Genomic DNA, 23184 nt, shown 5'->3' with positions numbered 1-23184 from the left:
GTGTTTCTGTTTGCCGCTCGCGCCCCTATAATGGCTGCCTTTTTCGCCCAATGATTTTGCGGAGCTGGTGATGGCCGAACGTAAGGCGTCTGTCGAGCGCGACACTCTGGAAACCCAGATCAAAGCCTCGATCAACCTGGATGGCACCGGTAAGGCCCGGTTTGATATTGGTGTGCCTTTTCTTGAGCACATGCTGGACCAGATCGCCCGCCACGGGCTGATCGACCTGGACATCGTCAGCAAGGGCGACCTGCATATCGACGACCACCACACGGTGGAAGACGTCGGTATCACCTTGGGCCAGGCCTTTACCAAAGCCATCGGCGACAAGAAGGGCATCCGCCGCTACGGCCATGCCTACGTGCCGCTCGATGAAGCGCTGTCGCGCGTGGTCATCGACTTCTCCGGCCGGCCTGGCCTGCAGATGCATGTCCCCTACACCCGTGCCACCGTTGGCGGCTTCGACGTCGACCTGTTCCAGGAATTCTTCCAGGGCTTCGTCAACCACGCCAACGTGACCCTGCACATCGATAACCTGCGCGGGCACAACACCCACCACCAGATTGAAACCGTGTTCAAGGCGTTCGGCCGCGCGCTGCGCATGGCTGTGGAGCTCGATGACCGCATGGCCGGCCAGATGCCTTCCACCAAGGGCGTCCTGTAATGCAGACTGTCGCGGTAATCGACTACGGCATGGGCAACCTGCACTCGGTGGCCAAGGCCCTCGAGCACGTGGGCGCCGGCAAGGTGCTGATCACCAGCGATGCCGACGTGATTCGCGAAGCCGACCGGGTAGTGTTCCCCGGCGTCGGGGCGATTCGTGATTGCATGGCCGAGATTCGTCGCCTGGGCTTCGACAAACTGGTGCACGAAGTCAGCCAGGACCGTCCGTTCCTCGGTATCTGCGTGGGCATGCAAGCCTTGCTCGATCGCAGTGAAGAGAACGATGGCGTCGATTGCATTTCGCTGTTCCCTGGCCAGGTGAAGTTCTTTGGCAAGGGCCTGCATGAAGACGGCGAGCACTTGAAGGTCCCGCACATGGGCTGGAACGAAGTGAAGCAGACGGTGGATCACCCGCTGTGGCACAACATTCCGGACCTGGCGCGCTTCTACTTCGTGCACAGCTACTACATCGCCGCCGGCAATGCGCGGCAGGTGGTGGGCAGCGGTCACTATGGCGTCGATTTCGCCGCGGCCCTGGCCGATGGTTCGCGCTTCGCCGTGCAGTTTCACCCGGAGAAGAGTCATACCCATGGCCTGCAATTGTTGCAGAACTTCGCGGCGTGGGACGGACGCTGGTAATGGCCCGCAAGAAACCGCCGATCCTCACACTGACCTCCGAGCAGGAGAGTGAAGCGAACCGCAAGATCCAGCGGTTCATGGAGGAACGCTTCGAGCTGGACCTTGGCTCGTTCGAAGCGGCGGAAATTCTTGACCTGTTTACCCGCGAAATTGCTCCGCATTATTACAACAGGGCGATTTTCGACGTGCAGACGCACCTTAAAGAAAGGTTCGAAAGCATTGAAAGCGACTTGTGGGCGCTTGAGAAGAATTAGAGCAGCGGCAAGCTTCAAGCTTGAAGCTGCAAGTATTGGAACGCGTGCCTGCGTGCAGCTTATGGCTTGCAGCTTGCAGCTCTTTGACGAAGGAAAAGCATGCTAATTATTCCCGCTATCGATCTCAAGGACGGCGCTTGCGTACGTCTGCGCCAGGGCCGCATGGAAGACTCCACGGTGTTTTCCGATGACCCGGTGAGCATGGCCGCCAAGTGGGTGGAGGGCGGCTGCCGTCGCCTGCATCTGGTCGACCTGAACGGCGCCTTCGAAGGGCAGCCGGTCAATGGCGAAGTGGTCACGGCCATTGCCAAGCGCTACCCGAACCTGCCGATCCAGATCGGCGGCGGCATTCGCTCGCTGGAAACCATCGAGCACTACGTCAAGGCTGGCGTGAGCTACGTGATCATCGGCACCAAGGCTGTGAAAGATCCGGCTTTCGTCGCCGAAGCCTGTCGCGCGTTCCCGGGCAAAATCATCGTCGGGCTGGATGCCAAGGACGGTTTCGTCGCCACCGATGGCTGGGCGGAAATCAGCACCGTGCAAGTCATCGATCTGGCCAAGCAGTTCGAAGCCGACGGCGTGTCCTCGATCGTTTATACCGACATCGCCAAAGACGGCATGATGCAGGGCTGCAACGTGCCGTTCACCGCTGCGCTGGCCGCTGCCACCAAGATCCCGGTGATCGCTTCCGGTGGTATCCATAACCTGGGTGACATCAAGTCGCTGCTCGACGCCAAGGCGCCGGGCATCATCGGCGCAATTACGGGCCGCGCGATTTATGAAGGCACGCTGGATGTTGCCGAGGCTCAACTATTTTGCGATGGCTACGCGGCCAGCTCCAAGCTGTAAGCCGCGAGCTGCAAGTTTAAAGCACGATTACGGTCTGCTTGACTTGCAGCTTATAACTTGAAGCTTGCAACTCTTAATCGGAGATTAAGCCCATGGCGTTAGCCAAGCGCATCATTCCCTGCCTCGATGTGGACAACGGCCGCGTGGTCAAGGGCGTCAAGTTCGAGAACATCCGTGATGCCGGAGACCCGGTGGAAATCGCCCGTCGCTATGACGAGCAGGGTGCGGACGAGATTACCTTCCTCGACATCACGGCCAGCGTCGATGGCCGCGATACCACGCTGCATACGGTCGAGCGCATGGCCAGCCAGGTGTTCATCCCGCTGACCGTGGGCGGTGGCGTGCGCACCGTGCAGGACATCCGCAACCTGCTCAATGCCGGTGCTGACAAGGTGTCCATCAACACCGCGGCGGTGTTCAACCCGGACTTCGTCGGCGAAGCGGCCCAGCACTTCGGCTCGCAGTGCATCGTCGTGGCCATCGACGCGAAGAAGGTCTCCGGCCCGGGCGAAACCCCGCGCTGGGAAATCTTCACCCACGGTGGGCGCAAACCCACCGGCCTGGACGCCGTCGAGTGGGCGAAGAAAATGGAAGGCCTGGGTGCCGGTGAAATCCTGCTGACCAGCATGGACCAGGACGGCATGAAAAACGGCTTCGACCTTGGCGTGACTCGCGCCATCAGCGATGCACTGGGCATTCCGGTGATCGCGTCCGGCGGCGTCGGCAACCTGCAACACCTGGCCGACGGCATTCTCGAAGGCCACGCCAGCGCGGTGCTGGCGGCGAGCATTTTCCACTTCGGCGAATACACCGTGCCGGAAGCCAAGGCCTACATGGCGCATCGCGGTATCTGCATTCGCTGATCGCTGGACACCATGGCGGGCCCAAGGCACTCTTGGGCACACCATGGATTGCGGTAGCCCGACATGCTCAAACGCCTCGTTCTTGCCTTTGCCGGTGCCACGTTGCTGCTCGCAGGCACTGTGCGCGCCGCTGATACTTCGCTGGTGTTGCTGACGGAAAACTTCCCGCCGTACAACATGGCCAAGAACGGCAAGAACTTCGCCCAGGACGAGAACATCCAGGGTATTGCCGTGGACATTGTCCGCGAAATATTCAAGCGCGCCGATATCTCCTACAGCCTGACGCTGCGTTTCCCTTGGGAGCGCATCTACAAACTCGCCCTGGAAAATCCGGGTTACGGTGTGTTTGTCATGGCGCGGTTGCCGGAGCGTGAAAAGCTGTTCAAGTGGGTCGGCCCCATTGGTCCGGACGACTGGATCATGCTCGCCAAGGCCGACAGCAAGATCGCCCTCGACTCGCTGGAGCAGGCGCGCCAATACAAGGTCGGTGCCTACAAGGGCGATGCGATCGCCGAGACGTTGGCCAAGCAGGGGCTGAAGCCGATGCTCGTGTTGCGCGATCAGGACAATGCCCGGAAGCTGGTCAACGGCCAGATCGATCTATGGGCCACCGGCGACCCGGCCGGGCGTTACTTGGCGCGTCAGGAAGGGGTGAACGATCTCAAGACCGTGCTGCGATTCAACAGTGCCGAGCTGTACCTGGCCTTGAACAAGGACGTGCCGGACGACGTGGTTGCCCGGCTGCAAAAGGCCTTGGATGAGCTGCGCAAGGAAGGTGAAGTGGACGCGATCATGGCGCGGTATCTCTGAAGGTTGCGCCAGCCGTGTCGCCGCTATCGCGAGCAGGCTCGCTCCCACAGTGGATCTTTGTACCGGACATAATATTTGTGTTCACAGCAGATCCCCTGTGGGAGCGGGCTTGCTCGCGAAAGCGGTGAATCAGCTTGCAGAGGTGTTGAGTGTGCTGGCCCCTTCGCGAGCAAGCCCGCTCCCACAAAGTTGCCTGGGTGTTCACAGATACGATGCCCACCTCAGAATCCCTGTGGGGGCGAGCCTGCTCGCGATGGGCTGCTACCGATAAACCCCATCTTTCCCATGCCCAACCATCGCCCGATTGCTGCGCAGGCTGATCATCGACTTGATGTCGATCCATTCGATGCCTTGGGCCTTGAGCCGGGGCAGTTCGCGTTCGAGCACGGCCAGGGTCTGCGGGTAGGGATGGCCGATCATCACGGCTGAGCCTTGCCTGCGGGCCAAGTCGATGGCGGTTTGCAGTTGCTGGGCGATGGCGGCTTCGGTGCGTTCGTCGTCCAGGAAGACATCCCGAGACACACTGGCGAGGCCGATCTTCTGCGCTTCGGCAGCGGCGACGGTCTGGGCGCTGGTGCGGCTGTCGACGAAAAATTTGTGACGCTGCTGCAAATTCGCCATCAGCCAGGCCATGGCCTGGGGCTGGGCGGTCATGCGGCTGCCCATGTGGTTGTTGATCCCGCTGGTATAGGGCACGGCGGCGAACGCGGCGTCCAGGCGTTTGCCCAACTCTTCGATGGGCAGTTCGGGGTGCCAGGCGAATGGCCCGGTGGCCGGGTCCATGGGCATGTGGAGCATGACCAGCTTGCCGGCGCGATGGGCTTCCCGGGCGAATTCGGCGGCGTGGGGCGTGTCGGGCATGATCGCGGCGGTGACCGGACCAGGGAGGGCCAATACCCGGCGATCCCGAGGCAGGTTTTGCCCCAGGTCGTCGATGATCAGGCTCAGGTACGCCTTGTGCGGCGAAGAAGGTGTGACGGGGGCCGCGTTAACGGCTCCCGCCAGCAGGCACAGCAGGACGAAGGTGAAGCGCAAGCCCATCTCAGCGGCCGGACGTGATGTTCAACCCCTTGAGCAAGCTCAAGGCCTGGGCCAGTTGATAGTCGTCGTCCTGCGGCATTGGCTTGGCCTTGGCGCCGGAGCCGGTCGGTTTGTCGGCGCCGCCGTTGCCATTGCCCAAGTGACCTTGCAGGTCGGCTTCCTTGAAGTATTCGCTATCCGCCTCGCTAGTGATCTTGGCCTTGCGCACTTCGATGTCCGGGACGATGCCCTGGGCCTGGATGGAGCGGCCGTTAGGCGTGAAGTACAGCGCGGTGGTGATCTTCAGGGCGCGCTCGTTGTTCAGTGGCAACACGGTCTGCACCGAGCCCTTGCCGAAGCTGGTGGTGCCCATGACCACGCCGCGTTTCTGGTCCTGCAGGGCGCCGGCGACGATTTCCGAAGCCGAGGCGCTGCCGCCGTTGATCAGCACCACCAGTGGCACGGCTTCGCTCAAATCGTTGCCAGTGGCCGAGAAACGCAGTTCGGAATTGGCGATGCGCCCCTTGGTGTAGACGATCAGGCCCTTGGTGATGAAGTGGTCCACCACTTCCACGGCCGATTGCAGCACGCCGCCGGGGTTGTTGCGCAGGTCCAGGACCAGGCCGTTGAGTTTCTTGCCGTTGTCCTTGCGCAGCTTGGCCAGGGACTTGGCGACTTCTTCGCCGGTCTTGACCTGGAACTGAGTGATGCGGATGTAGCCGTAGCCCGATTCCAGCAACTGGCTCTTCACGCTCTTGACCTGGATGACCGCCCGGGTCAGGGTCACATCGAACGGCGTGCCGCCGTCGCGTACCAGGGTCAGGGTGATCTTCTGGCCGATCTTGCCGCGCATCTTGTCCACGGCTTCGGTCATGCTCTGGCCGCGGGTCGGTTGGCCGTTGATCTTGACGATAAAGTCACCGGCCTGGATGCCAGCCTTCGAGGCAGGCGTGTCGTCGATCGGCGAGACGACCTTGACGAAACCGTCTTCGCTGCCGACTTCGATGCCCAGGCCGCCGAACTCGCCGCTGGTGCTTTCCTGCAGCTCGGCAAAATCCTCCGGCCCCAGGTAGGCCGAATGCGGGTCGAGGTTGCTGAGCATGCCTTTGATGGCGTTCTCCAGCAGCATCTTGTCATCCACGGGCTCGACGTAGGCGGCCTTGATCCGGTCCATGACCTCGGCAAAGGTGCGCAATTCGTCCAGCGGCAGCGGGGCCTTGGTGGTCGCGGCGGTGGCGGCGGGTACCGATGGCGCCGGTTCGGCGGCAAAAGCCAGGGGCGCACCGATCACGAGGGCGATCGTCAGGGCCAGCGAGGTAAGGCGGGACAAATGCAGCATGTCGAACGAACTCCTTAATAGGATGGGCGCGCTTATCCTTGCGCACGACACCATTGGGCCGGGTCGCTGGGGCGACCCTGCTGACGAATAGCGAAATACAGTGCTGGCGTATCCTGCCCGCCACTGTTGCCGACCGTGGAGATGGACTCACCAGCCTTGACCACATCCCCCGCCGCCTTGAGCAGCGTCTGGTTGTGGCCGTACAGGCTCAAATAACCGTTGCCGTGATCGAGGATCACCAACAGGCCGGCGCCGCGCAACCAATCGGCGAAGACCACGCGACCGCCATGCACGGCATGTACCTGGCTGCCGGCGGAAGCGCTGATCATGACCCCATCCCACTTAGTGCGAGTGTCGTCGCCGCGGGTTTCACCGAAGCGCGCAAGCAATCGACCATTGACTGGCCATGGAAGTTTGCCTCGGGCTGAAGCAAAAGCGCCGCCGAAGGTTTCGCCATCGCTGGAAACCAGCGCGCCGGGGTTCGATTTTGCAGGTTTGCGCGGGGCGTCGCCGGCTTCCGCGTCGGCTTGGGCTTCACGCAAACGCTTTTTTTCGGCTTCCTGCTGGGCGATCAGCGCTTTCTGACGCGCTTCTTCTGCCTCTCGAGCCTGACGGGCCAGGGTTTCCTCGATGGTTTTCAACACATTGGCCAGTTCGGCCTGGTCCTGCTCGCGAGCCTTGAGCTTGCTGTCGCGGGCCTTCACGTCGTCATTGAGCTTGGCCAGGGCCACCTGGCGCTCCTTGCGAACCTTCTCGAGTTCTTCACGCTGGGTGTCGAGGCTGCTTTTCTGCACCAGCAACTGGGCTTGCTGCAGCTCGATGTCTTTTTCGACATTGGCCAGTTGGCGCAGGGTTTCGTTGAAATTCTTGAGTTGCTCCAGGCGGGCCTGGCTCAGGTAATCGTAATAAGTGAGGGTGCGGGCGAATTTCTCGGGGTTCTGCTGGTTGAGCAGCAGCTTGAGGTATTCCTGGCGGCCGTTCTGGTAGGCGGCCCGGGCCTGGATGGCGATCAGCTTTTGCTGCTCAGTGCGCGCGCTCTGGAGTTTTTTTTTCTCTCCATCGAGCCGCTGCAGTTCGGATTCGCTTTTCTTCAGCTCTTTTTGCAGGGCCTCGACCTGCTTCTCCAGCTTGCCCATCTCGGTTTCGGTGCCGCGCAGGTCTTTCTGCACGCTGGATTTCTCTTCCTGCAACTTGCCCAGCAGCTTTTTCAGCTCGGCAATGTCCTGGCGCGTGGCTTCCAACTGCTGTTGGGTTTGCGCGCGCTCGTCGGCAAAGGCCGGTTGGAGCATACAGGTCAGAGCGAGGGCTATCAGGACGCGAAGCATAGAGGCGGGCGACACCAGGGAAAGGGACGGCCTAGTATGCCCGCCCCACGCCGCAAAAAAAACGCCCATTTGGGGCTGTGTGATAACTGGAGTGGTGCAGGGCACTTATTTCCCGGCAAACCCCTGTGGGAGCAAAGCTTGCTCGCGATGACGGCAGCACATCCAACGAAAATGTGGATTGTTAGATTGCTGTCGCGAGCAAGCTTTGCTCCCACAGGGCTTGCCGGGATTTGTGTTGGGTCAGACCAGGATCGACGTCCCGGTCATTTCCGCCGGCTTCTCCATGCCCAGCAACATCAGCATGGTCGGCGCTACGTCAGCCAGCACGCCGCCGTCGCGAACCTTGAAGTCACGCTTGCCGACATAGATGAAAGGCACTGGCTCGGTGGTGTGGGCGGTGTGGGCCTGGCCGGTGGATTCGTCGGACATCTGCTCGACGTTGCCGTGGTCGGCCGTGATCAACGCTTCCCCGCCGACTTTTTCCAAAGCCTCGACGATGCGACCCACGCAGGTGTCCAGGCATTCCACGGCCTTGACCGCCGCCTCGAACACACCGCTGTGGCCGACCATGTCGCCGTTGGCGTAGTTGACCACGATCACGTCGTAACGCTGGTTTTCAATGGCGTCGACGATGCGATCGGTCACTTCCGGCGCGCTCATCTCCGGTTGCAGGTCGTAGGTGGCGACTTTCGGCGAGGGGATCAGGATGCGTTCTTCGCCCGGGAAAGGCTCTTCACGGCCGCCGGAGAAAAAGAACGTCACGTGGGCGTACTTTTCGGTCTCGGCGATGCGCAGTTGAGTCTTGCCGTTTTTCGCCAGGTAGTCGCCCAGCACGTTTTCCAGGCTGCCGGCGGCGAAGGCCGATGGCGCGGGAATGCTGGCGGCGTATTGAGTCAGCATCACGAAACCGGCCAGTTTCGGCTGGCGGACGCGTTCGAATTCCTGGAAATCGTCTTCGACAAATACTCGGGTCAGTTCGCGGGCGCGGTCGGCGCGGAAGTTCATGAACACCACGGCGTCGCCGTCTTCGACTTTCACCGGCTCGCCGATAGTGGTGGCTTTGACGAATTCGTCGCTTTCGCCACGCTCATAGGCGGCTTGCAGGCCTTCCTGGGCGGTGGCGGCATTGAATTCGGCGTTGCCGTCGACGATCAGGTTGTAGGCCTGGGATACGCGGTCCCAACGGTTGTCACGGTCCATGGCGTAGTAGCGGCCGATGAGGCTGGCGATGCGCCCCTTGCCGAGGGCCTGGAACGTGGCGTCCAGCAGCTCGATCGACGACGTGGCGCTTTTCGGCGGGGTGTCGCGGCCATCGAGGAATGCGTGCAGGTAGATCTTCTCGGCGCCACGCTTGGCAGCCAGTTCGGCCATGGCGATCAGGTGGTCCTGGTGGCTGTGCACGCCACCGTCGGACAGCAGGCCCATGAAATGCACGGCCTTGCCGGCGGCCACGGCTTTATCCACGGCGGCGCAGATGGTCGGGTTTTCGAAGAACTCACCGTCGCGGATCGATTTGGTCACGCGGGTGAAATCCTGATACACCACGCGGCCTGCGCCGAGGTTCATGTGGCCGACTTCGGAGTTGCCCATCTGCCCGTCCGGCAGGCCGACGTCCATGCCGCTGCCGGAGATCAGGCCGTTGGGCACGGTGGCCCACAAACGGTCCAGCACCGGCTTGTTGGCCGAATACACGGCATTGGATTCGTGGCTGTCACTGTGACCGAAGCCGTCGAGAATCATCAGGACCAAAGGTTTAGGCGTGGTAGTCATGGAATCCACTCGTGGCGGGTTAAAAGAAGACGATGGAAAAGGGACGGGCAGTTTAAAGGTAAGTTCCGACGGCGTCACCGCCGGGCGGGGTTTGGCCGACCTTGCGTGCTGTGTATACTGGCCGACATTTTAACGCCCTGGAACCTCCTTCGATGGTTGCTCACCTGATTGAATTTGCCACTAACCACTACATTCTCGTCGGTATCTTCGTCGTACTGCTGGCGTTGCTGGTTGCCCACACGATGCAGGGCGGCGGACGCAGCCTGAGCACCGGCGAGCTGACCGCACTGGTCAACAAGGACGCCGGCGTCGTGGTCGATATCCGCCCGAGCAAGGACTACGCCGCCGGTCACATTGTCGGCGCGCTGAATATCCCTCAGGACAAACTGATCGCACGCGCGGGCGAACTGGAAAAACACAAGGCCAAGACGCTGATCCTGGTCGACGCCCAAGGCCAGCAGGCCGGTACCCTTGCCCGCGAACTGATGAAGTCCGGCTTCACCGCCGCCAAACTGTCCGGTGGCGTTGCAAGCTGGAAAGCCGACAATCTGCCCCTGGTGAAGTGACATGCCCCACGTAGTTGTCTATTCCAGCGATTACTGCCCTTATTGCTCCCGAGCCAAGCACCTGCTCCAGAACAAAGGCGTGGCTTTCGAAGAGATCAAGGTCGACGGCAAGCCGCAACTGCGCGCCGAAATGACCCAGAAGGCCCGGCGCACTTCCGTGCCGCAGATCTGGATCGGCGACACCCACGTGGGCGGTTGCGATGACCTGTTCGCCCTGGAGCGCGCCGGCAAGCTCGACGCGCTGCTCAAGGCCTGAATTCCCTATTAATAGAACCTGAAAGTAAGAAGGATCTGCGATGACTGACCAACAGAACACAGCTGCCACTGAAGAAGAAGCCGCACCGCAATTCTCCTTGCAGCGCATTTACGTTCGCGACCTGTCCTTCGAAGCCCCGAAAAGCCCGGCGATCTTTCGCCAGCAGTGGGAGCCGAGCGTAGGCCTGGACCTGAACACCCGTCAGAAAGCCCTGGAAGATGACTTCCACGAAGTGGTGCTGACCCTGTCGGTGACCGTGAAGAACGGTGACGAAGTGGCGTTCATCGCCGAAGTGCAACAGGCCGGTATCTTCCTGATCAAGAACCTGGACGCCGCTTCGATGAGCCACACCCTGGGCGCGTTCTGCCCGAACATCCTGTTCCCTTACGCCCGCGAAACCCTGGACAGCCTGGTGACCCGCGGTTCGTTCCCGGCCCTGATGCTGGCTCCGGTGAACTTCGATGCCTTGTACGCGCAAGAACTGCAGCGCATGCAGCAAGAAGGCGGCGCGACCGTTCAGTAAACGGCGCTCCAAGGCCTGGATACAAAACCTGTGGGAGCGAGCCTGCTCGCGATAGCGGTGTATCAGTCAACTCAGTACTGACTGACATAACGCTATCGCGAGCAGGCTCGCTCCCACAGGAGTTTCTGGCCAGGATTACCGATAACGTTATTGAAAGCCGTTCTGCCGCCACGCCTCGTAAACCGCCACCGCCACGGTATTGGACAGGTTCAGGCTGCGGCAGCCTTCGCGCATCGGCAGGCGCAGGCGCTGCTCGGCGGGCAGGGCGTCCAGCACGTCAGCCGGCAGGCCACGGCTTTCCGGGCCGAACAGGAACGCATCACCGGCAACGAAGCTGGCGTCATGGAACGGCCGCGAACCCTTGGTGGTAAACGCGAACAGGCGCGGATGCCCGAGGCTCTCCAGACAACTGGCGAGGTCGGCGTGACGCTGCAAGGTGGCATACTCGTGGTAGTCGAGGCCGGCGCGACGCAGGCGCTTGTCGTCCATGTCGAAGCCCAGCGGTTCGATCAAATGCAGGTGGCAGCCGCTGTTGGCGCACAGCCTGATGACATTGCCGGTATTCGGCGGAATTTCCGGTTGAAAAAGGATGACGTGAAACATGCACGGCTCCGCAGATAAAGATGAGCGGCATTCTACGCCGCAAACCGACCGACGTTCGAAGCTAATGCCTCGGGTGATGGGTTCGTTGGCGATCGTCGGCATGATGGTGGGGCTGATGATCGGACGCCTGACCACGCCCGACCCGAGCGCGCTGCAGCAGGTCGAGGTGACTGATGGCGTGCTTGTGGCCTGGTTCAACAATGAACCCAAGCTCCATGGGGAAATCGTCGACGGCTCGGTGGCGCTGCTGTTCCAGGCAGAAGGCCGGCCGCAGAAGGGCCAGTTGAAAGTCAACGGCAAGGACGTGAACTGGCGGGTGCGTTTGAGTGACAAGGGGTTGTTGCTGACGCTGGTGGCGGCGCGTCCGTTGCGAGGGGAGTGGGCCGGCAGCGAAGTCGATGACCGCTGGCGGCTGGAGGTCCGTCTCCAGGAGCAATAAAAGAGGGAATCCCCGGCCTGCCTGTACCAAGGTCCCCAAAACGGGAGGGCTCGCGCTGAGCGCATGGCCCTGGATGTAAAGAAGGGAAACCTTGACCTGCCTGTATCAAGGCCCCCAAAACAGTGGGCTCGCTGAGCCCGTATAAAATGGGGAATCCCCGGCCTGCCTGTACCAAGGTCCCCGAAACTGGGTAGTGATCTAGCTATTGCAGGGGGCGTGCCAGTTTTGAATGGTTTGTCACGAAAAACCTGCTGGTGATGCTGAAAGCCCCGTATTCCGGGGCTTTTGCTTTTGTTTTTGCGTTTTTTTTTGAGCTGTGCCGATGGGGTTTGGCTTGTGGTGCATGTGCAATTGCGGTTCGTAGTGCATTGATGCGGTGCATGAAGCCTTTAAAAGCATCGCGAGCAGGCTCGCTCCCACAAGGTTCAGTGGTGTTCACGCGCTCGCGAACACCGAAAATCCATTGTGGGAGCGAGCCTGCTCGCGATTGGCCTTCAAGATCAGCGAAGAGCTAAAGGCTGATCAGCCCTCATCCCCGTCATCATCATCCCCACCATCGACCTTCATCCCCAATTCCTTGATCTTGCGGGTCAAGGTATTGCGGCCCCAGCCCAGTAGCACGGCGGCGTCGCGGCGGCGGCCGGCGGTGTGCTTGAGGGCGGTTTCGATCATGATCCGCTCGAAGCTGGGCACGGCACTGTCCAGCAGGCTCGACTGGCCACGGGCCAGGGCCTGGTCGGCCCATTGGCGCAGGGCTTGTTCCCAGTTGGTCACCGGGGCCGAATCCTGCGGCAGGCTCAACAGCTCCGGCGGCAGGTCGCTGATGTGCACCTCGCGACCCGAAGCCATCACCGTGATCCAGCGGCAGGTGTTCTCCAACTGGCGCACGTTGCCCGGCCACGGCAGGTTCTTGAGGTATTCCTCGGTTTCGCTCTTGAGCAGCTTGGGCTCGACCGCCAGTTCCTGGGCCGCGCGGCTGAGGAAGTGCCGGGCCAGGGTCGGGATGTCTTCACGACGGTCCGCCAGGCGCGGGATATGGATGCGGATCACGTTCAGGCGGTGGAACAAGTCCTCACGGAATTTGCCGGCGTGTACCAGGGTTTCCAGATTCTGGTGGGTCGCGGCGATGATGCGCACATCGACCTTGACCGGCGTATGGCCGCCGACCCGATAGAACTCGCCATCGGCCAATACGCGCAGCAGGCGGGTCTGGGTGTCAGCCGGCATGTCGCCGATTTCATCGAGAAACAGCGTGCCGCCGTCGGCTTGCTCGAAGCGCCCACGGCGCAGGTTGGCCGCGCCGGTGAACGCGCCTTTCTCATGGCCGAACAGTTCGGACTCCATCAGGTCCTTGGGAATCGCCGCCATGTTCAGCGCGATGAACGGCGACGCCGCCCGTGGACTGTGGCGATGCAGGGCGTGGGCCACCAGTTCCTTACCGGTGCCCGACTCGCCATTGATCAGCACGGTGATGTTGGAGTGGCTCAAGCGCCCGATGGCGCGAAACACTTCCTGCATCGCCGGTGCTTCGCCGATGATTTCCGGGGTGCGGGCCAGGGCCGGCACTTCTTCCAGGCCCTGTTGCTCCTGGGCGTGCTGGTTGGCGCGCTTGACCAGCGACACCGCTTCATCGACGTCGAATGGCTTGGGCAGGTATTCGAAGGCGCCGCCCTGGTAGGACGCCACGGCGCTGTCCAGGTCGGAATGGGCGGTCATGATGATCACCGGCAGGCGCGGATGCTGTTCGCGAATCCGCGCCAACAGATCCAAGCCGCTGGCGCCCGGCATGCGGATGTCGGAGATGATGACGTCCGGTTGCTGACGCGCCAGGCGACTCATCACCCCGTCGGCGCTGTCGAAGCTCTGGGTGGTCATGCCTTCCTGTTGCAAGGCTTTCTCCAGGACCCAACGGATAGAACGGTCGTCATCGACGATCCACACGGTTTCACTACGGCTCATGTCGATGTGGCTCCTTGTTCCAGTGGCAGGAAGATCGAGAAGGTGGTGTGGCCGGGGTGGCTCTCACATTCGATCAAACCCTGATGCTGACTGATGATGTTCTGGGTGATGGCCAGGCCCAGCCCGGTACCGTCCGGACGGCCGCTGACCATGGGAAAGAAGATGGTTTCCTGCAGCTCGGCAGGGATGCCCGGGCCGTTGTCGATGATTTCGATCTTGGTCACCAGGCGATGGCGCACGTGGCCGATGGTGAACTGGCGCATGGCGCGGGTACGCAGGCTGATGCGGCCCAGGCGCAGTTCGTTCTGGCTGCTGATGGCCTGCATCGCGTTGCGCACGATGTTCAGTACGGCCTGAATCATCTGCTCGCGGTCGATCAAGACATCGGGAATGCTGGGGTCATAGTCGCGCACCAAGGTGATGCAGCCTTGGCTTTCGGCTTCCACCAGGCTGCTGACGCGCTCCAGCACTTCATGGACGTTGCACATCGCCAGGGACGGCAGCTTGTTCGAGCCAAGCATGCGGTCCACCAGGTTCCGCAGGCGGTCGGCTTCCTCGATGATGACGTTGGTGTAGTCCTTGAGGCTTTCTTCCGGCAGTTCGCGGGCGAGCAACTGCGCCGCGCCACGTATCCCGCCGAGGGGATTCTTGATCTCGTGGGCGAGGCCGCGCACCAGCATCTTGCTGGTTTCCTGCTTGGACAATTGCGCCTCTTCCTTGGTGATTCGCAGCAGGCGATCACGCGGGTGGACTTCCAGCAGCAGCAAGGTGGCGCCGTTGTTCAGGATCGGCGTGACCGCGTAATCCACGGTCAGGGTCTGGCCGGTCAGGGCGGTGAGCATCGCCTCACGCTTGGTGAACGGGTGGGCCTGCTCCACCGCCTGGCGCAAGGAGTTGAGCGCTTCGGCGGATTCGGTGAACAACTCGCTGATGAATTGCCCGTGGCTGCGCTGGCCGCTGACAGCCAGGAGCATTTCCGCCGCCGGGTTCATGTACTCGAGGCGCAGTTCGGCGTCGAGCAGGATGGTCGCGGTGGTGAGGTTATCGAGCAGCAAGCGGTGTAGTGCGTCGCTAATGGTCATCAGGACCTCTTTTGGAGCGTAGCAACTGGGGACCGGTCCCAAATTGCGCGCGCGATTAATGCGCTGTTGCGAGGAAAATGCAAAAACCAAACCAAGGCTCCGAAAAGAAGCGTTTAGAGCCTCAAAAGGGTGTTTTTCGGCCCCTTGCGTGGCGTTCTGCCAGCTTTTTCGGGTACTTTCGAACCAAAATGGGTTTTGGATCTGGGTATCGTGCAAGCTATTGCACCAATATAGTGCGCAAGTCTTGGTGGTGTTAGAAGAACGGCAGGATGCTGCTTTTTTCTTCTTCAGGCTTTTCGGCGAGAGGGCACTCAGGCCGTTGACCGTAATCGGCCGTGGCGCAGGGCTTGATGCGGCGCTTTTGCGCCAGGGACATGCGCTGCATGTGGAAGGGCTGGTTGGCGGTGCGTTCGACGATGCGGTCCTGCTCATCGAGGATTTCCACCGCTAAATGATGGGTGCCTCGGTCGATGTTGCTCAAGGCGAATACCGGGCTCGGCCCTGGCGCCCCTGTAGGTTGGCCGTCGAGCAGCAGGCGGTAGCGATGGCCTTTTTTCAGGCCCGGTTCGCTGGTGACGCTGACGATCAGTTCGCCTGCGGTGCTGCGTATCGTCGCGTCCGGCTCGGGTATCAACAGCCGGAGCATTTCGTAATGAAACAGTGGCTCGGGCGGGGCTTCGGCTGCGGGCGCCGAGGGTGTGCTCGGGGGCGGCGTCGGCATCCGGTTACCGGGTGGCAGTTGGACTTTTTTGGCGTTGCCGGGGCGCGGCTGATCGGTGAACACACGATTGCCCTGGGCATCGATGTAGGTGTAGACCTGCGCCATCCCGGGCAGTGCCGTCATCGCCAGGCCCAGCGCGAGCAGCCAGCGGATCATGGCTGGTGCACCCGCTGCACGGTGAAGGTGACGGTTTCGCTTTGTTGCACGAGGGTTTCCCCGTCGATGACCTGAACAGCCAGGCTGTGCTCGCCCCGATCGATATTCACCAACTGCAGACGCGGCACGTTGCTCGGCTGGCCGTAGGGCTGCCCGTCCAGCAGCAGCCGGAACAGATGCGGGCTACGCAGGCGCGGTTGCGCCCGTACGCCGACGGTGAAGGTGCCGTTGTTGGCGCGCAGGGCCTCTTCGGTGGGGATGTCGGTCAGTTCCAGTGTCTCGTAGGCATTGCGCGGCTCGTCGCTGTTGGCGGGGGCTGGCGGTGTGTCCGGGGTGGACGGGGATTGGTGTTCGATGCTGTTGAGCGGCGGCAACTCCACCGTCTGCGCCGGTACGCCTTGGGGCGGCTGGTTGCTGTAGGCGGTGTTGCCCTCGGCGTCGGTGTACTTGTAGATCTGCGCGGCGGCGGGCAGTGCCAGCAACAACAGGATGATTGAAAAACCGCGACCCATGGGAAATCGACCGAAAACCAAAGTGATGGATGCAGCATAGGCCAGGGCGGATGGTTGGCCCAGTGTTGTGTTCGCAGCAAATCCCCTGTGGGAGCGGGCTTGCTCGCGAAAGCGGTGTGTCAGCAGTGAATACAAATCTTGTGCCCGATGCATAACCACTGTGGGAGCGAGCCTGCTCGCGAAAGCGGTGTGTCAGACGCTGATATGTTGAATGTACAGGCCTCATCGCGAGCAGGCTCACTCCCACAAGGGAAGGGGGGCTGTCTTAAGCTTTTGTGGAGATACACAGTCCTCCGGTCGCTCGGATCAGCGCGAGGCGGTGCACCGGGTGCTGCTTGTTGTGGTGGGTGGCTTGGGCCAGCCATTGCGGGCACTGCGGGTCGGTGCGGTAGGGGGCGAAGTCGGCCAGTTGCTGCAACAGGCGTTTTTGCAATCGATCAAGTTGTGGGCGGATCTCGCCTACCAGGTCCGGGCGTGGCAGGTCTGGGGCCTTGCCGTCCAGGGCCCAGTCGGACAAGTTGATGTATTGCACCATTTTGTTGGCTTCTATCTGGGCGGCGAAGAACGCTTCCACGGTTTCACCGCTCAGCTTGTAGGCCGGCGCTTGGGCAACGGCGCCGGCAATGACTTCTCGCTCGCGCTGACGGTCCTCTACGGGTTTGCCACTGTCCCATTTGCTCAGCGCCACCTGATCGGCGATGGCCAGGCGTTCGCCAATGGCGTTGAGCAGCGGGGTAAGGTCGTCAGGGGCGCGGGTCGAGGCCGCTTCGGCGGTGGAAGCCAGCAGCGCGGCAGACAGGGCAAGGCAGAGCTTGAAGCGCAACGTCATGGGCAGTCTCGTCTTTGTGGGGAAGCGACGAGGCATCATGCACGTAATCGGCGCCCATAAAAAAGGCCTCCCGAAGGAGGCCTCTCTTTAGTTCGCGCCGTGCGTGGCGGCGCTTACTGGATCAGCAGCTGTAGTACAGCTCATATTCCAGTGGGTGTACGAAGGTGCGAACCTTGATTTCTTCTTCGCTCTTCAGTGCGATGTAAGCGTCGATGAAGTCATCGCTGAATACGCCGCCCTTGGTCAGGAAGGCACGGCCCTTGTCCAGCTCTTCCAGGGCTTCTTTCAGGCTGCCACAGACCTGTGGGATTTCCTTGGCCTCTTCAGGCGGCAGGTCATACAGGTTTTTGTCAGCGGCATCGCCAGGGTGGATCTTGTTCTGGATACCATCCAGGCCGGCCATCATCAGTGCAGCGAAGGCCAGGTACGGGTTGGCGGCCGGATCCGGGAAGCGTGCTTCGATACGGCGGGCTTTAGGGCTGTTCACGTAAGGAATACGGATCGAGGCGGAACGGTTGCGAGCCGAGTAGGCCAGCATGACCGGAGCTTCGAAGCCTGGAACCAGACGCTTGTAGGAGTTGGTCGACGGGTTGGTGAAGCCGTTCAGGGCTTTACCGTGCTTGATGATACCGCCGATGAAGTACAGGGCGGTGTCCGACAGGCCGGCATAGCCTTCGCCTGCGAAGGTGTTCTTGCCGTCCTTGGAGATCGACATGTGGACGTGCATGCCCGAACCGTTGTCGCCGTACAGAGGCTTCGGCATGAAGGTCGCGGTGCGGCCGTAGGCGTCAGCCACGTTGTGTACGCAGTACTTGAGGGTCTGTACTTCGTCAGCCTTCTTGACCAGCGTGTTGAACTTCACGCCGATTTCGTTCTGGCCGGCAGTCGCCACTTCGTGGTGGTGAACTTCGACGGTCTGGCCCATTTCTTCCAGTGCGTTGCACATGGAGGTACGGATTTCGTGGTCGAAGTCGAACGGTGGAACCGGGAAGTAGCCGCCCTTGATGCCTGGGCGGTGACCTTTGTTGCCGCCTTCCACGTCCTGGTCGGACATCCACGAACCTTGTTCGGAGAAGATCTTGAACATCGAGCCGGAGATATCGGACTTGAACTTGACCGAGTCGAAGATGAAGAACTCGGGCTCAGGACCGAAGAAAGCGGTGTCGCCGATACCGGTGGACTTCAGGTATTCCTCGGCGCGGTGGGCGATGGCGCGTGGGTCGCGGTCATAGCCTTGCATGGTCGAAGGTTCGATGATGTCGCAGACCAGGATCAGGGTCGGCTCTTCGGTGAACGGGTCCAGGACGGCGGTTTCGTCGTCCGGCATCAGGATCATGTCGGAGGCTTCGATGCCTTTCCAGCCAGAGATGGAGGAACCGTCGAACATCTTGCCGATTTCGAAGAATTCGTCGTCCAGCGCATCACGGGCCGGCATGGTCACGTGATGTTGAGTGCCTTTGGTGTCAGTGAAGCGCAGATCAATCCACTTGACGTCATGATCTTTGATGAGTTGAACCGACTTCGACATATGTCCTCCGGGTGGCTTCGGGCGGGTAGTGGAGTGCCCTTAGATATGGGTGATGCCGGCGCGAATACTCTGCCAAGGCAACCTGCCTCACAAGGGAGCAAATTGCATGCCAGTGCCCCACCATGGGTTTTTTGCACCAAATCCACGCTTTTAAAGGCGTAAATCACAGATTGTCAGACAATAACGCACTGCAATGTGGCGCCGTCAATCGATAATGACCTGTTTTGGTGCATGCAAAACCATCTGCACAGAAACTGGTTAAACCTTGAGCAATTTCCGCTATAATCCGCGCCCCCCTTTTTCGGCTGGCCGTTCGCGCGCTGTTTTCATGAAACTAATCGTAAAAGTCTTCCCCGAGATCACCATCAAGAGCCGCCCGGTACGGATGCGTTTCATCCGCCAGTTGGCCAAGAACATCCGTGCCGTGCTCCGAGACCTGGACCCGGCCGTGGTGGTGAATGGCGTGTGGGACAACCTCGAACTGGAAACCCGCGTCAGCGAACCCAAGCTCCTCAAGGAAATGACCGAGCGCCTGAGTTGCATGCCGGGCATCGCGCATTTTCTGCAAGTCGATGAATACCCGTTGGGTGATTTCGACGACATCCTTGCCAAGTGCATGCTTCATTATGGCGATGCACTGACCGGCAAGATCTTTTCGGTGCGCTGCAAGCGTGCCGGCAAGCACCCGTTCAGTTCGATGGATGTGGAAAAGTACGTCGGCAGCCAATTGCGCCGGCAGTGCGGCGCGGCTGGTATTTCGTTGAAAGACCCGCAGATCGAAGTACGCATCGAAATTCGCGACCAGCGGCTGTTCGTGATCCACAGCCAGCACAACAGCATCGGCGGTTACCCGTTGGGTTCGCTGGAGCAGACCCTGGTGCTGATGTCCGGTGGCTTCGACTCCACGGTGGCCGCCTATCAGATCATGCGTCGCGGGTTGATGAGCCATTTCTGCTTCTTCAACCTTGGCGGGCGCGCCCATGAATTGGGCGTAATGGAAGTGGCGCACTTCATCTGGAAGAAGTACGGCAGCTCCCAACGCGTGTTATTTGTGAGTGTGCCGTTCGAGGAAGTCCTGGGCGAGATTCTCGGCAAAGTCGATAACAGTCATATGGGCGTCATTTTGAAGCGTATGATGTTGCGCGCCGCTTCACGAATTGCCGACCGCCTGCAAATCGATGCGCTGGTGACCGGCGAGGCGATTTCACAGGTGTCGAGCCAGACGTTGCCGAACCTGTCGGTGATCGACTGCGTGACCGAGAAGCTGGTCTTGCGGCCGCTGATTGCCAGCCACAAGCAGGACATCATCGACCAGGCCAATGAAATCGGCACCGCCGAGTTTGCCCGGCACATGCCCGAGTATTGCGGCGTCATCTCGGTCAATCCGAAGACGGCGGCCAAGCGCGGGCGGGTTGAGCACGAAGAGAAAGAATTCGACATGGCGGTGCTCGAGCGAGCGCTCGAAAACGCCAGGCTGGTACCAATCGATCGCGTAATCGATGAATTGGGCCAGGACGTACAAATTGAAGAAGTCGGCGAAGCGCTGGCCGGTCAGATCATCATCGACATCCGCCACCCGGATGACGCTGAAGACGACCCGCTGAGTGTCGCCGGCATCGAGGTAAAAACGATGCCGTTCTATGCAGTGAACGCGCGTTTCAAGGAACTGGACCCTACTCGCCAGTACCTGCTCTATTGCGACAAAGGCGTGATGAGTCGCCTGCATGCCCACCATTTGCTCAGTGAGGGGCATGCCAATGTGCGCGTTTATCGACCGAGCTAAGTGCCCGGGGCTGTTTGCCTGTGGCCTGCGTCACCGGCCCCCCGACGCCGCCGACAGGCTGTAACGGCTGTCGGAACTCAACGTAAATCGCTGCCACGACCTGTCAGCACACCGAATCCTCTGATCGAGATACACAAGTGATCGAAAATCTACGCAACATCGCCATCATTGCTCACGTTGACCATGGTAAGACCACCCTGGTAGACAAACTCTTGCGTCAATCCGGCACCCTGGAGCGCAACGAGCTCAACGACGAGCGCGTGATGGACTCCAACGACCAGGAAAAAGAGCGCGGTATTACCATCCTGGCTAAAAACACCGCCATCAACTGGAACGGCTACCACATCAACATCGTGGACACCCCGGGCCACGCCGACTTCGGTGGTGAAGTAGAGCGCGTGATGTCGATGGTCGACTCCGTGCTGCTGCTGGTTGACGCTCAAGACGGCCCTATGCCGCAAACCCGTTTCGTGACCAAGAAGGCTTTCGAAGCCGGCCTGCGTCCGATCGTGTGCATCAACAAGGTTGACCGTCCAGGCGCGCGTCCTGACTGGGTTCTGGACCAGATCTTCGACCTGTTCGACAACCTGGGCGCCACCGAAGAACAGCTGGACTTCAAAGTCGTCTACGCCTCGGCCTTGAACGGCATTGCCGGTCTGGACCACACCGAAATGGCTGAAGACATGACCCCGCTGTACCAGTCGATCGTCGACAACGTACCTGCGCCGAAAGTCGACCGTGACGGTCCGTTCCAGATGCAGATCTCGGCACTGGACTACAACAGCTTCCTGGGTGTTATCGGTGTTGGCCGTATCGCTCGTGGTCGCGTCAAGCCGAACACTCCGGTCGTGGCTGTCGGTGCCGACGGCAAGCGCCGCAACGGTCGTATCCTGAAGCTGATGGGTCACCACGGCCTGCACCGTGTAGACGTTGAAGAAGCGGCTGCCGGCGACATCGTCTGCATCAGCGGCATGGACTCGCTGTTCATCTCCGACACCCTGTGCCACCCGGACACCGTTGAAGCGATGAAGCCGTTGACCGTCGACGAGCCAACCGTTTCCATGACCTTCCAGGTCAACGACTCGCCATTCTGCGGTAAAGAAGGCAAGTTCGTGACGTCCCGTAACATCAAGGAGCGTCTGGACAAAGAGCTGCTGTACAACGTTGCACTGCGCGTTGAAGAAGGCGACTCGGCTGACAAGTTCAAGGTCTCCGGCCGTGGCGAACTGCACCTCTCGGTACTGATCGAAACCATGCGTCGCGAAGGCTTCGAAATGGCTGTAGGCCGTCCGGAAGTGATCATCCGTCTGGTTGACGGCGTGAAGCACGAACCGTTCGAAAACGTCACCATCGACCTGCCGGAAGAATCCCAGGGCAAGGTGATGGAAGAGATGGGCCTGCGTAAGGGCGACCTGACCAACATGGTGCCGGATGGCAAAGGCCGTGTACGTCTGGAATACAACATCCCTGCTCGCGGTCTGATCGGTTTCCGTAACCAGTTCCTGACCCTGACCAACGGTGCTGGCATCCTGACCTCGATCTTCGACCGTTACGACGTGATGAAGTCGGGCGACATGTCCGGCCGTCAGAACGGCGTTCTGGTTTCGGTTGAAACCGGCAAGGCACTGACCTACTCCCTGGAAACCCTCCAGGCGCGTGGCAAGCTGTTCGTCGAGCACGGCCAGGAAATCTACGGCGGCCAGATCGTTGGCCTGAACAGCCGTGACAACGACCTGGGCGTGAACCCTACCAAGGGCAAGAAGCTCGACAACATGCGTGCTTCGGGTAAAGACGAAACCATCGCCCTGGTTCCACCTGTTCGCTTCACCCTGGAACAGGCCCTGGAATTCATCCAGGATGACGAGCTGTGCGAAGTGACGCCTAAGTCGATCCGCCTGCGCAAGAAGATCCTGGACGAAAGCGAGCGTACCCGCGCCGCCAAGAAAGCCAAGGCCTGATTGCCTTAGCCTCGGCTGAATGAAAACGCCCCCGGTTGTGAGACCGGGGGCGTTTTTTTGTGCCTGGAAATTGTGCAATGCCTGTGAGGGCCCCTTCGCGAGCAGGCTCGCTCCCACAGTTGATCTTCAGTGGATACAGGTTTCGTGTCCGACACAAATCCCCTGTGGGAGCGAGCCTGCTCGCGAAGGCGATGGATCAGGCGCCGCCAAGCCATCAAGGGATCAGAACCGATCCAACGTCCGTGGATTGCGCTCGCGCTCCACTTCCTTGGGCTTGTAGGCGCAATAGCCTGGCCGAGGCCCGACCCGCGGATGGTTGCGGCAGGTGTCCGGGCGCTTCTCGTAAATGGTGCACAACCGGCTCTTGCGGTCCAGATAAAGGCAATCGTTGTTACTCATGCGCTGAAGCGTGAAGATTTCCGACTTCTGGTTGTAGCGCTCGACGATCCCTTCCTTTTGCAGGCGCTTGGCGATGTTCTTCGGCGGGTCGCCCAGCTCGAACTCATCGACGATGCCAATGCGGATCAGGTCCTTGATCTTGACCTCCACCGGCAGCGTGCAGCAGCTTGACACGCAGGAGCCGCACATCGGGGCGGAGTACTTGGCCCAGGTATCGAGTCGGTCGATCTCCGCGGCGGCGATCAGGTTGGGCTTCATCATCACGGTTTACCAGCATGCATCAGGGCGCGCGATCATACCGGGACTGGTGAAATTTTGAACGACCATCTGCCGGTTTT

The 23184-nt window shown here is 60.7% G+C and carries 24 protein-coding genes; 12 read left to right on the top strand and 12 right to left on the bottom strand.

What is annotated here, in order from left to right:
• Positions 1-70: 70 nt before the first annotated feature.
• From hisB to J3361_RS05305, 6 genes are all read left to right on the top strand, one after another.
• Positions 71-664, top strand: a complete 594-nt coding sequence (gene hisB / locus J3361_RS05330; protein ID WP_003186751.1) for an imidazoleglycerol-phosphate dehydratase HisB — start codon at positions 71-73, stop codon at positions 662-664.
• The gene (gene hisH / locus J3361_RS05325) at positions 664-1302 is read left to right on the top strand and encodes an imidazole glycerol phosphate synthase subunit HisH (RefSeq protein WP_024619262.1); all 639 of its coding nucleotides are present in this window, start codon (positions 664-666) and stop codon (positions 1300-1302) included. The genes hisB and hisH overlap by 1 nt, the downstream gene beginning before the upstream one ends.
• Complete coding sequence (locus J3361_RS05320) at positions 1302-1556, top strand: DUF2164 domain-containing protein (RefSeq protein ID WP_058546227.1); 255 nt, start codon at positions 1302-1304, stop codon at positions 1554-1556. Before hisH ends, J3361_RS05320 begins: the two co-directional genes overlap by 1 nt.
• A gap of 99 nt (positions 1557-1655) precedes the next feature.
• Complete coding sequence (gene hisA, locus J3361_RS05315) at positions 1656-2405, top strand: 1-(5-phosphoribosyl)-5-[(5-phosphoribosylamino)methylideneamino]imidazole-4-carboxamide isomerase (RefSeq protein WP_207963086.1); 750 nt, start codon at positions 1656-1658, stop codon at positions 2403-2405.
• A 92-nt stretch (positions 2406-2497) separates the two neighbouring features.
• Positions 2498-3268 carry an imidazole glycerol phosphate synthase subunit HisF gene (gene hisF / locus J3361_RS05310; protein ID WP_207963081.1) on the top strand — a complete coding sequence of 257 codons (771 nt, stop codon included), beginning with the start codon at positions 2498-2500 and terminating at the stop codon, positions 3266-3268.
• A gap of 63 nt (positions 3269-3331) precedes the next feature.
• Positions 3332-4078 (top strand): ABC transporter substrate-binding protein, encoded by a 747-nt coding sequence (locus J3361_RS05305; protein ID WP_207963079.1) that lies wholly within the window; start codon positions 3332-3334, stop codon positions 4076-4078.
• Between the two features lie 261 nt (positions 4079-4339).
• Here J3361_RS05305 and J3361_RS05300 read toward each other — a convergent pair whose 3' ends face one another.
• From J3361_RS05300 to gpmI, 4 genes are all read right to left on the bottom strand, one after another.
• Positions 4340-5119 carry a divergent polysaccharide deacetylase family protein gene (locus tag J3361_RS05300; protein WP_207963077.1) on the bottom strand — a complete coding sequence of 260 codons (780 nt, stop codon included), beginning with the start codon at positions 5117-5119 and terminating at the stop codon, positions 4340-4342.
• Between the two features lies 1 nt (position 5120).
• Complete coding sequence (locus J3361_RS05295; RefSeq protein ID WP_207963075.1) at positions 5121-6437, bottom strand: S41 family peptidase; 1317 nt, start codon at positions 6435-6437, stop codon at positions 5121-5123.
• Positions 6438-6469: 32 nt separating this feature from the next.
• The gene (locus J3361_RS05290) at positions 6470-7762 is read right to left on the bottom strand and encodes a murein hydrolase activator EnvC (RefSeq protein WP_207963073.1); all 1293 of its coding nucleotides are present in this window, start codon (positions 7760-7762) and stop codon (positions 6470-6472) included.
• Positions 7763-8002: 240 nt separating this feature from the next.
• The gene (gene gpmI, locus J3361_RS05285; RefSeq protein WP_207963071.1) at positions 8003-9532 is read right to left on the bottom strand and encodes a 2,3-bisphosphoglycerate-independent phosphoglycerate mutase; all 1530 of its coding nucleotides are present in this window, start codon (positions 9530-9532) and stop codon (positions 8003-8005) included.
• 152 nt (positions 9533-9684) lie between these two features.
• On the opposite strand from gpmI, the gene J3361_RS05280 reads away from it, so the two are divergent.
• Genes J3361_RS05280 through secB form a run of 3 tightly spaced genes read left to right on the top strand, consistent with a single transcriptional unit; the run spans position 9685 to position 10877 of the window.
• Positions 9685-10098 (top strand): rhodanese-like domain-containing protein, encoded by a 414-nt coding sequence (locus J3361_RS05280; RefSeq protein WP_207963069.1) that lies wholly within the window; start codon positions 9685-9687, stop codon positions 10096-10098.
• Position 10099: 1 nt separating this feature from the next.
• Entirely contained in the window at positions 10100-10354 is a 255-nt protein-coding gene (gene grxC / locus J3361_RS05275) for a glutaredoxin 3 (RefSeq protein ID WP_186710850.1), read from the top strand.
• A 40-nt stretch (positions 10355-10394) separates the two neighbouring features.
• The gene (gene secB, locus J3361_RS05270; protein WP_058546235.1) at positions 10395-10877 is read left to right on the top strand and encodes a protein-export chaperone SecB; all 483 of its coding nucleotides are present in this window, start codon (positions 10395-10397) and stop codon (positions 10875-10877) included.
• Positions 10878-11024: 147 nt separating this feature from the next.
• Here the strand turns inward: secB and trmL are convergent, their stop codons facing one another.
• The gene (gene trmL, locus J3361_RS05265) at positions 11025-11480 is read right to left on the bottom strand and encodes a tRNA (uridine(34)/cytosine(34)/5-carboxymethylaminomethyluridine(34)-2'-O)-methyltransferase TrmL (protein WP_092173386.1); all 456 of its coding nucleotides are present in this window, start codon (positions 11478-11480) and stop codon (positions 11025-11027) included.
• Between trmL and J3361_RS05260 the strand changes: the two genes are divergently transcribed.
• Positions 11479-11919, top strand: coding sequence for a hypothetical protein (locus J3361_RS05260; protein WP_207963067.1), 441 nt, complete (start codon positions 11479-11481; stop codon positions 11917-11919). The two genes, trmL and J3361_RS05260, sit on opposite strands and share 2 nt — an antisense overlap.
• A gap of 522 nt (positions 11920-12441) precedes the next feature.
• Here the strand turns inward: J3361_RS05260 and ntrC are convergent.
• From ntrC to glnA, 6 genes are all read right to left on the bottom strand, one after another.
• On the bottom strand, positions 12442-13878 hold the full coding sequence (ntrC, locus tag J3361_RS05255) for a nitrogen regulation protein NR(I) (RefSeq protein WP_186706133.1): 1437 nt from the start codon (positions 13876-13878) through the stop codon (positions 12442-12444).
• Entirely contained in the window at positions 13875-14960 is a 1086-nt protein-coding gene (glnL, locus tag J3361_RS05250) for a nitrogen regulation protein NR(II) (protein WP_053117539.1), read from the bottom strand. Before glnL ends, ntrC begins: the two co-directional genes overlap by 4 nt.
• Positions 14961-15213: 253 nt before the next feature.
• Positions 15214-15837: a DUF4124 domain-containing protein gene (locus J3361_RS05245; RefSeq protein ID WP_207963065.1), complete on the bottom strand. Its 624-nt coding sequence runs from the start codon at positions 15835-15837 to the stop codon at positions 15214-15216.
• Positions 15834-16349, bottom strand: coding sequence for a DUF4124 domain-containing protein (locus tag J3361_RS05240; protein ID WP_207963064.1), 516 nt, complete (start codon positions 16347-16349; stop codon positions 15834-15836). The genes J3361_RS05245 and J3361_RS05240 overlap by 4 nt, the downstream gene beginning before the upstream one ends.
• A 265-nt stretch (positions 16350-16614) precedes the next feature.
• Positions 16615-17178 carry a chorismate mutase gene (locus J3361_RS05235; RefSeq protein WP_207963057.1) on the bottom strand — a complete coding sequence of 188 codons (564 nt, stop codon included), beginning with the start codon at positions 17176-17178 and terminating at the stop codon, positions 16615-16617.
• Between the two features lie 121 nt (positions 17179-17299).
• A complete protein-coding gene (gene glnA / locus J3361_RS05230) occupies positions 17300-18706 on the bottom strand; it encodes a type I glutamate--ammonia ligase (RefSeq protein WP_014336114.1) in 1407 nt (468 codons plus the stop codon).
• A 328-nt stretch (positions 18707-19034) separates the two neighbouring features.
• Here glnA and thiI point away from each other — a divergent pair, with 328 nt between their 5' ends.
• Positions 19035-20489 carry a tRNA uracil 4-sulfurtransferase ThiI gene (gene thiI / locus J3361_RS05225; RefSeq protein ID WP_207963050.1) on the top strand — a complete coding sequence of 485 codons (1455 nt, stop codon included), beginning with the start codon at positions 19035-19037 and terminating at the stop codon, positions 20487-20489.
• Positions 20490-20626: 137 nt separating this feature from the next.
• Entirely contained in the window at positions 20627-22447 is a 1821-nt protein-coding gene (gene typA, locus J3361_RS05220) for a translational GTPase TypA (protein ID WP_207963049.1), read from the top strand.
• Between the two features lie 222 nt (positions 22448-22669).
• Here the strand turns inward: typA and J3361_RS05215 are convergent, their stop codons facing one another.
• Positions 22670-23107, bottom strand: a complete 438-nt coding sequence (locus J3361_RS05215; RefSeq protein ID WP_024778075.1) for a YkgJ family cysteine cluster protein — start codon at positions 23105-23107, stop codon at positions 22670-22672.
• Positions 23108-23184 lie beyond the last annotated feature (77 nt).

Origin of the sequence: Pseudomonas sp. OA65 (assembly GCF_017498305.1) — a bacterium.
Taxonomy (GTDB): Bacteria; Pseudomonadota; Gammaproteobacteria; order Pseudomonadales; family Pseudomonadaceae; genus Aquipseudomonas; species Aquipseudomonas zanjanensis.
This window is presented reverse-complemented; position numbering and strand designations above follow the sequence as displayed.